Source organism: Streptomyces sp. CB02980 (genome assembly GCF_014451325.2).
Classification (GTDB): Bacteria; Actinomycetota; Actinomycetes; order Streptomycetales; family Streptomycetaceae; genus Streptomyces.
Map to the genome: position 1 here is coordinate 149,508 of NZ_JACSCH020000013.1, position 10,766 is coordinate 160,273.

7 protein-coding genes are annotated in these 10,766 nt (G+C 69.5%); all 7 read left to right on the forward strand.

All coding sequences use genetic code 11. The annotated features are described in order from the left end of the window. Positions 1-799: 799 nt before the first annotated feature. The gene (locus E0F75_RS25840) at positions 800-2,011 is read left to right on the forward strand and encodes an ROK family transcriptional regulator (RefSeq protein WP_229313060.1); all 1,212 of its coding nucleotides are present in this window, start codon (positions 800-802) and stop codon (positions 2,009-2,011) included. Between the two features lie 121 nt (positions 2,012-2,132). After that, positions 2,133-3,197: a sugar ABC transporter substrate-binding protein gene (locus tag E0F75_RS25845; protein WP_229313066.1), complete on the forward strand. Its 1,065-nt coding sequence runs from the start codon at positions 2,133-2,135 to the stop codon at positions 3,195-3,197. Positions 3,198-3,503: 306 nt separating this feature from the next. Beyond that, on the forward strand, positions 3,504-4,298 hold the full coding sequence (locus tag E0F75_RS25850; RefSeq protein WP_030322939.1) for an ATP-binding cassette domain-containing protein: 795 nt from the start codon (positions 3,504-3,506) through the stop codon (positions 4,296-4,298). After that, a complete protein-coding gene (locus tag E0F75_RS25855; protein ID WP_374115432.1) occupies positions 4,295-5,614 on the forward strand; it encodes a sugar ABC transporter permease in 1,320 nt (439 codons plus the stop codon). Before E0F75_RS25850 ends, E0F75_RS25855 begins: the two co-directional genes overlap by 4 nt. Positions 5,615-5,914: 300 nt before the next feature. Then, positions 5,915-7,834 (forward strand): 1-deoxy-D-xylulose-5-phosphate synthase, encoded by a 1,920-nt coding sequence (gene dxs / locus E0F75_RS25860; protein WP_229313068.1) that lies wholly within the window; start codon positions 5,915-5,917, stop codon positions 7,832-7,834. A 122-nt stretch (positions 7,835-7,956) separates the two neighbouring features. Further along, complete coding sequence (locus tag E0F75_RS25865; protein WP_229313070.1) at positions 7,957-9,471, forward strand: amino acid permease; 1,515 nt, start codon at positions 7,957-7,959, stop codon at positions 9,469-9,471. Positions 9,472-9,581: 110 nt separating this feature from the next. Then, a complete protein-coding gene (locus E0F75_RS25870; protein ID WP_229313072.1) occupies positions 9,582-10,676 on the forward strand; it encodes a hypothetical protein in 1,095 nt (364 codons plus the stop codon). Positions 10,677-10,766: the final 90 nt, after the last annotated feature.

A 10,766-nucleotide genomic window follows, 5' to 3' on the forward strand; every position in this document is an offset into this window, starting at 1 on the left:
CGCATTGACCAGATGTGTATTCCTTAACTGCGGCGAAATGTCCGAAGCTTCCCGAGTCGGTCCTGTACGTGATGGCTCCGCTTCCGGAGCTTCTGATGCCGAGAGTGGCGACGAGCTTGGCCGGGATGCCGTGGCCTGCCCACTGTGTAGTGACGACGCAGTTTTGACCCGTGGAACCATTCCAGACCAGGAATACGGCGCCCATGCGGGCGCCTGCAGGATTGTATATCATTTCTCTGTCGAGTTCCGTGTATCCGCTGGACCAGCCGCATCCTGCGTAAACGGCTTGACTATCGTCGTGAGCTGCGGCGGGTGTGGCAGTTCCACCCATAAATCCTGCAACGACGAGAGCCGTCGTTGTGGTGATCCTGGTGATCCTTCTTCCATTCCTCATGGAACGTCCTCCTTGTAGGTGCAAGATTCCTTCGAAGCGAAAGCTACAGGACGTTTGACTGGGGGGTAAGTGAATTTCGAGACAGGTTCTGCTTCTTCTGTAAGTGGCCTTTTGAGGGTGGGTATGGCGGAAATTCGGAAATGACCCCCGTGCTCCTTTCTGGTTCCGGGCTCGGGCAGTAGATGCTCGGCAGTCGATGCGCGAATCGGACCGGCGCGAGGTCTGCGCCGGGCCCAGCCGGATCGTGTGCCGGATCCGGTGGAGGGCCCCTGCGGGCGTGGCGCATCTCGGGCTTGGCCCGTGTGAGGCGTGCCGCCCGGTGGCTCAAGGTCTTGACGGGGAGCAAGCCGAAAGCGTCCCCTTAGAGTTCACATGTTGGAGAAAACGGTGGGAGTGAGTGAGTCGATGGAGACTCCGGGATCGCAGACGTCTCTGCACAGGGCCAATCTCGAACGGGTCGTCCGGGCGGTGCGCATGGCCGGCTCGCTCACCCAGGCGGAGATCGCCCGGGCGACGGGACTGTCCGCCGCGACGGTCTCCAACATCGTCCGGGAGTTGAAGGACGGCGGCACGGTCGACGTCACGCCCACCTCGGCGGGCGGCCGCCGGGCCCGCAGCGTCTCGCTCTCCGGTGACGCCGGCATCGTGATCGGCGTGGACTTCGGCCACACCCACCTCCGGGTCGCCGTCGGCAACCTCGCCCACCAGGTGCTCGCCGAGGAGGCGGAGCCGCTCGACGTGGACGCCTCCGCCGCGGAGGGCTTCGACCGGGCCGAGCAGCTGGTCAAACGGCTGATCCTGGCCACCGGGATCGGCCCGGACAAGGTGATCGGCGTCGGGCTCGGTGTACCGGGCCCCATCGACGTCTCCTCGGGGACGCTCGGCTCGACCTCGATCCTGCCGGGCTGGAGCGGGATCAACCCCGCCGAGGAGCTCTCCGGCCGCCTCGGCGTCCCCGTGCACGTCGACAACGACGCCAATCTCGGCGCGCTCGGCGAACTGGTCTGGGGCAGCGGGCGGGGCGTCAAGGACCTGGCGTACATCAAGGTGGCGAGCGGCGTCGGCGCCGGCCTCGTCATCGACGGACGGGTCTACCGGGGCCCCGGCGGCACCGCGGGCGAGATCGGGCACATCACGCTCGACGAGTCGGGCCCGGTCTGCCGCTGCGGCAACCGCGGCTGCCTGGAGACCTTCACGGCCGCCCGGTACGTGCTGCCGCTGCTCCAGCCCAGCCACGGCCCCGATCTGACCATGGAGCGGGTCGTCCAGCTGGCCCGCGAGGGCGACCCCGGCTGCCGCCGGGTGATCGCCGACGTGGGGCGGCACATCGGCAGCGGTATCGCCAACCTCTGCAATCTCCTGAACCCGAGCCGGGTGGTGCTCGGCGGCGACCTGGCGGAGGCCGGGGAGCTGGTCCTGGCGCCCATCAGGGACTCCGTCTCGCGGTACGCGATCCCCAGCGCCGCCCGGCAGCTCTCGCTGGCCCAGGGGGCCCTGGGAGGCCGCGCAGAGGTGCTCGGCGCGCTGGCCCTCGTGCTGAGTGAAATGGGCGATTCGACCCTGTTGGAGAGTGCCCTGCCGACGGCCGCTCCGGCCTCACGCCTTGCGTTCACTTAGATAACGAACACCACCGTTGTCATCTCGTTAAGAATTTACTTCTTGACGTCAACGTTGCGGCCGAGTTGACTTCGTGCCACCTCGGCCGCAACGTCGCGGCCTCGTCAGGGAGGCAACCCACATGAACGCAGTGACGCGTCGTGCCGTCATAGCAACGGCCGCGGTTTCGATGGCTCTCTCGCTCGCCGCCTGCGGCCAGGCCGGCGGCGACGACAGCGGTGACAAGGGCAGCTCGACCAAGATCGGTCTGCTCCTTCCGGAGAACAAGACCTCGCGCTACGAGGCTCTGGACAAGCCCCAGTTCGAGAAGGCCGTCAAGGCCGCGTGCGGCGACTGCGAGGTCGTGTACAACAACGCGGTCTCCGACGTCGTCAAGCAGAAGCAGCAGTTCGACCAGCTGATCGCCGACGGCATCAAGGTCATCGCGCTCGACCCGGTCGACGCGACCAAGGCCGAGGGCTGGGTCGCCGAGGCCAAGGCCAAGGGCGTCAAGGTCGTCGCGTACGACCGCGCCGTCAAGGGCGCCGACGCCTACGTCAGCCACGACAACAACAAGGTCGGCGAGCTCCAGGGCCAGGCGCTCCTCGCCGCCCTCGGCGCCAAGGCCGCCTCCGCCAACGTCGTGATGATCAACGGCGACGAGAAGGACCCGAACGCCGGTCTCTTCAAGAAGGGCGCCCACACCGCCCTCGACGGCAAGGTCGGCAAGATCGCCTACGAGGCCTCCGGCGAGTGGGACCCGAAGATCGCCGGCGAGAAGATGTCCGCCGCGATCTCCTCGGTCGGCAAGGACAAGATCGGCGCGGTCTACTCGGCCAACGACGGCATGGCCGGCGGCGTCATCACCTCCCTCGAGAACGCCGGCATCAAGGGCATTCCGGTGGGTGGCCAGGACGCCGAGGCCGCGGGCGTCCAGCGCATCATCGCCGGTTCGCAGACCTTCACCATCTACAAGTCGCCGCTCCAGCTGGCCCCCGAGGCCGCCAAGTTCGCGGTGAACCTGCTCCAGGGCAAGGAGCTCGGCGCCCAGGGCGCGACCGACGGTGTGCCGTCGACGCTGTTCCCGCCGGTCGTCGTCGACAAGGCCAACATCCAGACCACGGTGATCAAGGACGGCATCTACAAGGCCGCCGACCTCTGCACCTCGGACCTGGCTGCCAAGTGCACGGAACTGGGCATCAAGTAGCCCCTGAGCCGAGCCCGCCGGGCCCCTGAGGCCCGGCGTCACGGATCCCGACACCGGCCCGCGTACAGAGGCTGAAGCCCCGGCCACGGGGTGAAGAGCCCCGCCGGGGGTGGAAACCCCCGCCAGAGGGTGATTCCGCCCCCTGACCGCCCGGCGCCCGTCGACACGATCCGTCCCCCTGCCCGTCCGGCCCCCGGCCGACCCAGACCCCGCTGTCGGTCCGGGGGCCGGACGAGCTCAGCCCCCCTCGAACTTTGGCGCTGCACCGGCGGCGCGACATGCCGCCGCCCGCGGGCGGCGAAGGAGTTGGTTCACGTGTCCCAGACGCAGGCGCCCGTGCTGGCGTTGCGCGGGATCTTCAAGCGGTTCGGAGCGGTTCAGGTCCTCTCCGGTGTCGATCTCGAAGTCCACGCAGGAGAGGTCGTCGCGCTCGTCGGCGACAACGGAGCGGGTAAGTCCACGCTGGTCAAGACGATCGCCGGTGTCCACCCGATCGACGAGGGCGTCATCGAGTGGGAGGGCGAGCAGGTCGAGATCCAGCGCCCGCACGACTCCCAGAACCTCGGTGTCGCGACCGTCTACCAGGACCTCGCGCTCTGCGACAACCTCGACGTCGTCGCCAACCTGTTCCTCGGCCGCGAGATCAAGAAGGGCGGCGTCCTCGACGAGGTCGCCATGGAGAAGCGGGCCAAGGACCTGCTCTCCACGCTCTCGATCCGCATCCCCAGCGTCCGCATCCCCGTCGCGGCGCTCTCCGGCGGTCAGCGCCAGGTCGTCGCCATCGCGCGCGCCCTGGTCGGCGACCCCAAGATCGTGATCCTCGACGAGCCGACCGCCGCCCTCGGCGTCGAGCAGACCGCCCAGGTCCTCGACCTGGTCGAGCGGCTGCGCGAGCAGGGCCTCGGCGTCATCCTCATCAGCCACAACATGGCCGATGTGAAGGCCGTCGCCGACACCGTGGCCGTACTGCGCCTGGGCCGCAACAACGGCACCTTCCCGGTCGCCACCACCACGCACGAAGAGATCATCGCCGCGATCACCGGTGCCACGGACAACGCCGTGACCCGCCGTCAGGCCCGCAACGCGGAGGTAGCGAAGTGAGCAACACCCCTCCCACCGCGAGCGAAGAGGCAGCGGTGCCCGAGCCCCGTACCCCCGAGGAGACGGCCCCGGTGACCGAGGCCCCGGCCGCCGCCGCGATCCCCGCCGTCGACCCCCGCCTCCTCGTGCGCGAGCAGGGCTTCAAGGGTTACGTCGAGGAGTTCAAGCGCAAGATCCGCTCCGGTGAGATCGGCTCGCTGCCCGTCGTCGTCGGCCTGATCGTCATCGGCATCGTCTTCCAGGCGCTCACCGGCAACTTCATCACCTCGTACAACCTCGACCAGATCACGCTGTACGCGGTCGGCCCCGGCATCATGGCCGTCGGCATCGTCTTCGTGCTGCTGCTCGGCGAGATCGACCTCGCCGTCGGCTCCGTGGCGGGTCTGGCCGGCTCCGTCTGGGGCGTCCTGGGCACCGACATGCCGGACGGCCTCGCGATCCTCCTCGGCATCCTCTCCGGCACCCTCCTCGGTGCCTTCCACGGCCTGGTCTTCGCCAAGATCGGCGTGCCCGCCTTCGTCGTCACCCTCGCGGGCTTCCTCGGCTGGGCCGGTCTCCAGACCTGGGTGATGGGGGACAAGTCCACCATCCCCACCCCGATCGGCAGCTTCGTCGCCGACCTCACCAAGTACTACTTCTCCGACGTCGCCGCCGCCTACGGCCTCGCCGTGGCCGTCGTCGCCGCGTTCTACCTCGCCCAGCTGCGCGACTCCCGCCGCCGCAAGGCCGCCGCACTGCCGCACCGCCCGCAGAGCGAGATCATCCTGCGCACCGCCGTCCTCGCGGTCCTGGTCCTCGTCGCCGCGTACGGCTTCAACCAGGAGCAGGGCCTGCCGCTCTCCCTGGTGATCTTCCTGGTGATCCTGCTCGTCACCGACTTCGTGCTGCGCCGCACCACGTACGGCCGCCAGGTCTTCGCCGTCGGCGGTGGCATCGAGGCCGCCCGCCGCGCCGGTATCAACGTCTCGTGGATCCGGATCTCGGTGTTCATGATCTCCGGCACCATGGGCGCGATCGGCGGTCTGTTCCTCGCCTCCGCGACCGGCGGCGCCGACCGCTCCCTCGGTGGCGGCAACCAGCTGATGATGTGCATCGCCGCGGCGGTCATCGGCGGTACGTCCCTGTTCGGCGGACGCGGCAAGGTCTGGTCGGCGCTCCTCGGCATCCTGGTCATCCAGTCGATCGTCCAGGGCCTCAACCAGATGAACCTGTCCTCGAACGCGATCCAGTACATGATCACCGGAGCGGTCCTGCTCATCGCCGTGATCATCGACTCGGTCTCCCGCAAGACGCAGAAGACGGCGGGACGCGCCTAGGTCGCGTCCGGAAAGTCCCGCCTTGCGCTACTTTCCGGACGCGACCCGGGACCCCGTCCCGCGCGTAACGCCCGCCACACCGCCCGGCGCCGTGAAACCGGCGCCGGGCACTGCTGCGTCCGGAGCAGTGCCCCGACCCGCGGGGAGCCGTACGGATCAGCGATCAAAGCCGTACAGATCAGCGGCATGTAGGCCGTGAGGGTGACGCGTCACCCCCCGGCCCGATGCCCACGATCCAAGACGGAACATTAGACTCGACAAATCGGCAAGCTCGACCAGCTCAAACGCAAGGAGGCACGGGTGGCTCTGCTGACCCGTATCAGGGGACCGCGAGATCTGGACCGGCTCTCCCCGGAACAGCTGGATCAGCTGGCCGACGAGATCAGGACGTTCCTCGTGGACGCCGTCTCCAAGACCGGCGGGCACCTCGGGCCCAACCTCGGCGTGGTCGAGCTGACCATCGCCCTGCACCGCGTGTTCGACTCCCCGAAGGACAAGGTCCTCTGGGACACCGGCCACCAGAGCTACGTCCACAAGCTGCTCACGGGCCGCCAGGACTTCTCGAAGCTCAAGATGAAGGGCGGCCTCTCCGGCTACCCCTCACAGGCCGAGTCCGAGCACGACGTCATCGAGAACTCGCACGCCTCCACGGTCCTCGGCTGGGCCGACGGCCTCGCGAAGGCCAACGAGGTCCTCAAGAAGGACGACCACGTCGTCGCCGTCATCGGCGACGGGGCCCTCACGGGCGGCATGGCCTGGGAGGCGCTGAACAACATCGCCGCCGCCAAGGACCGCCCGCTCGTCATCGTGGTCAACGACAACGAGCGCTCCTACGCGCCCACCATCGGCGGCCTCGCCAACCACCTGGCGACCCTGCGCACCACCGACGGCTACGAGCGCTTCCTCGCCCGCGGCAAGGACATCCTGGAGCGCACCCCCGTCGTCGGGAAGCCGCTCTACGAGACCCTGCACGGCGCCAAGAAGGGCCTCAAGGACTTCATCGCCCCCCAGGGCATGTTCGAGGACCTCGGCCTCAAGTACGTCGGCCCCATCGACGGCCACGACATCGAGGCCCTGGAGTCCGCCCTGACGCGCGCCAAGCGCTTCGGCGGCCCCGTGATCGTCCACTGCCTCACCGAGAAGGGCCGCGGCTACCAGCCGGCCCTCCAGGACGAGGCCGACCGCTTCCACGCCGTCGGCAAGATCCACCCCGACACCGGGCTGCCCATCGCCTCCTCGGGCGCCGACTGGACGGGTGTCTTCGCCCAGGAGATGGTCGAGCTCGGCAAGGAGCGCGCGGACATCGTCGCCATCACCGCGGCCATGCTCCAGCCCGTCGGTCTCGACAAGTTCGCCAAGGCCTTCCCGGAGCGGGTCTTCGACGTCGGCATCGCCGAGCAGCACGCCGCGGTCTCCGCGGCCGGCCTCGCCACCGGCGGTCTGCACCCGGTCTTCGCGGTCTACGCGACCTTCCTCAACCGCGCGTTCGACCAGGTCCTGATGGACGTGGCCCTGCACAAGTGCGGCGTCACCTTCGTCCTGGACCGGGCCGGCGTCACCGGCACCGACGGCGCCTCCCACAACGGCATGTGGGACATGTCGATCCTCCAGGTCGTCCCCGGCCTGCGGCTCGCCGCCCCGCGCGACGCCGACCAGGTCCGCGCCCAGCTGCGCGAGGCCGTCGAGGTCACCGACGCCCCCACCGTGGTCCGCTTCTCCAAGGGCGCGGTCGGCCCCGCCGTACCCGCCCTGCGCCGCGTCGGCGGCATGGACGTGCTCCGCGAGCCCGGCTCGGACAGGCCCGACGTCCTCCTGGTCTCCGTGGGCGCCCTCGCGCCCATGTGCCTGGAGATCGCCGACCTGCTCGACAACCACGGCATCTCCACCACCGTGGTCGACCCCCGCTGGGTCAAGCCCGTCGACGAGGCCCTCGCCCCGCTCGCCGAGCGCCACCGGGTCGTCGTCACCGTCGAGGACAACAGCCGCGTCGGCGGCGTCGGCTCGGCCGTCGCCCAGGCGCTCCGCGACGCCGGAGTGGACGTGCCGTTGCGTGACTTCGGCATCCCGCCGCGCTTCCTGGACCACGCCTCCCGCGGCGAGGTCCTGGCCGAGATCGGTCTGACCGCCCCGGACATCGCCCGGCAGGTCACCGGTCTGGTCTCGCGTCTCGACGGCAGGTTCGAGAGCAGCGCGCAGGCCGTGGAGCCCGCCCGCGACTGACGGCCACCGTCACCCCGCGTCACCCACGGGGCCGATCGGTTCACTCTTCGGAGTGCCGATCGGCCCTTTCGCGTGCATTCTGACCACAGGGCGGGCAGCCCCATGGCAGGGAGGTACGACGAGTGAGTACGGACCAGCAGCCACGTGCCAACAACGGCATCTTCCGGACCAAGACGGTCGAGCAGTCGATCCGCGACACGGAGGAGCCGGAGCACGCACTCAAGAAATCCCTGTCCGCATGGGATCTGATGGTGTTCGGCGTCGGCGTCATCATCGGCACCGGCATCTTCGTCCTGACCGGCAAGGTGGCCAAGGAGAACGCGGGCCCGGCCACCGCCCTCGCCTTCGTCGCCGCGGGCATCGTGTGCGCCCTCGCCGCCCTGTGCTACGCCGAGTTCGCCTCGACGGTGCCGGTGGCGGGATCGGCGTACACCTTCGCCTACGCCTCGATCGGCGAGCTGCCCGCCTGGATCATCGGCTGGGACCTCGTCCTGGAGTTCGCCCTCGGTACGGCGGTGGTCGCCGTCGGCTGGTCGGGCTACGTCCGCTCGCTCATGGACAACATCGACTGGCATCTACCGGCGGCGCTCCAGGGCCCCGACGTCGTGGGCGGCACCTTCGACATCCTGGCCTTCATCCTGGTCCTGGTTCTGACGGTCGTCCTCGTCCTCGGCATGAAGCTCTCCGCCCGGATCACCGCGCTCGTCGTGGCGATCAAGGTGACCGTGGTGATGATCGTGATCATCGCCGGTCTGTTCTTCATCGTCGGCGACAACTACGACCCCTTCATCCCGCCGGCCGTCACCCCCGAGGGCGGCGGTTCCAACTGGGACTCCCCGCTCGTCCAGCTGCTCTTCGGGTACGAGCCGACCAACTTCGGCGTCATGGGCATCTTCACCGCCGCCTCGGTCGTCTTCTTCGCCTTCATCGGCTTCGACGTGGTGGCCACGGCAGCCGAGGAGACCAAGCTGCCCCAGCGGGACATGCCCCGCGGCATCCTCGGCTCGCTCTTCATCTGCACCGTGCTCTACGTGGCCGTGGCGCTGGTCGTCACCGGCATGCAGCACTACACGGAGCTGTCCGTGAGCGCCCCGCTCGCCGACGCCTTCAAGGCCGCCGGGCATCCCTTCTACGCGGGCGTGATCAGCTTCGGCGCCGCCGTCGGCCTCACCACGGTCTGTCTGATCCTGCTGCTCGGCCAGACCCGGGTGTTCTTCGCGATGAGCCGCGACGGCCTCCTGCCGCGCTTCTTCTCCAAGACGCACCCGCGCTTCAAGACCCCGTACCGGCCGACCATCCTGCTCGGTGTGATCATCGCCATCGTCGCCGGCTTCACCAGCATCAACGAACTCGCGACCCTGGTGAACATCGGCACCCTCTTCGCCTTCGTCGTCGTCGCGTTCGGCGTCATCGTGCTCCGCCGCACCCGCCCCGACCTGCCGCGCTCCTTCCGTACCCCGTGGGTTCCGGCGCTGCCCATCATCTCCATCGCCGCCTCGCTCTGGCTGATGCTCAACCTGCCCGGCGAGACCTGGTTCCGGTTCGCGGTCTGGATGGTGATCGGCATCGTCGTGTACTTCCTGTACGGGCGCAGTCACAGCCGGCTCGGGCAGCAAGGCCAGGGCGCGAAGTACTGAGCGGGCCGTAAGGCGGCGATACCGCAGGCGCGGAAGGGACCGTTCGGAAGGGCGACTACAGTCGGTTCGTACCCGAACTCCTTCCGACGACCGGAGTGCTGGATCCCCCCATGGCTAATCGATCCCAGGCCCCCGCAGCCCCTTCCCACGGCTCCTCCACCGTCCCCCTGCTCCAGGGTGCCTGGCTGACCAGGGGGGCGGAGGGCCGGTTCAGCGCCTACCTGCCCAGGGACGGAGAGGTGGTGCGCTGGACCGAGCAGCCCGACGGATCCTGGAGCGGACCCGTCTCGCTCGGCGGCCCCGGACCCGCCGGCCGGCTCACCCCCTTCCTCGCCGTCGGCCAGGGCGCCGACCGTTACGTCCACCTCGTCGCCCTGCGGCCCACCGGCGGGGAAGAGGGACACGTCGAGCTCGTCCACAGCGTCCAGTTCCAGACCGGCCGCCCCGCCCTGGAGTGGCGCTCGATCGGGCACTCCAACGGCAAGGGGCCGTGGACCGGCAACCCCGCCGTCGCGGTGGACGGCCAGGGCCGTGTGTACGCCTTCGTGCCCAACGGCGGCGGGGGGCTGAGCGTGCGGGCCCAGAAGGACGCCGGCGGCTGGCACCCCTGGTGGGACCTGAAGGGGTCGAGGACCGACCCCTCGCCGGTCGCGGTCACCAACGGCTCCGGCTTCGTCGAGCTGTACAGCTCGCACGCCAAGGGCCTCGCCCGCTACGTACAGCGCGAGTCCGGCGCCCGGCCGATCCGCGAGGAGCTGCTCCCGGCGTCGGTGACCATGGGCACCCTGGCGGCCACGACCGGCCCCTCCGGGCACGTCACGCTCTTCTACCTCGACCTGGACGGCCAGGTCCGCGCCTGGTCGCCGGAGCGCTCCCTGGAGCCGACGGTGCTCGGCAAGGCCGTCGGCACCGGACGGCTCACCGCCACCCGCTGTCTCATCGACGGCTTCGACTGCACGGTCCTCGCCCAGCAGTCCGCCGACGGCCGGCTCGCCCTCGCCGCCTACCCGAGCGAGCAGGAGACCGAAGGCATCCAGTGGTCGGAGAGCGGGGAGCGGCACGGCGAGCTCGCCGCCGTCCTCACCCGCGGGCTCGACGGGCGACTGGTCGCGATGGCCCGGGTCGGCGCGGGCGCCCCGATCACCACCCGCCAGAAGGACTCGACGGAGGGTCTGCTCCTGGAGGGCTGGCGCTCCATAGGGTGACGCCCCGAGGAGCTCCCCGGGCGCGCCGGGGAGCTCCCGAAGAGCGCGCCCGACGGTACGTGCACGTACGCGAACGGCCCCGGCACCTGG

What these genes read in the sequence shown, in the direction of transcription:
- E0F75_RS25840 (WP_229313060.1), top strand. Translation starts at nt 800, where the DNA reads ATGGAGACTCCGGGATCGCAGACGTCTCTGCACAGGGCCAATCTCGAA.
- E0F75_RS25845 (WP_229313066.1), top strand. Translation starts at nt 2,133, where the DNA reads ATGAACGCAGTGACGCGTCGTGCCGTCATAGCAACGGCCGCGGTTTCG.
- E0F75_RS25870 (WP_229313072.1), top strand. Translation starts at nt 9,582, where the DNA reads ATGGCTAATCGATCCCAGGCCCCCGCAGCCCCTTCCCACGGCTCCTCC.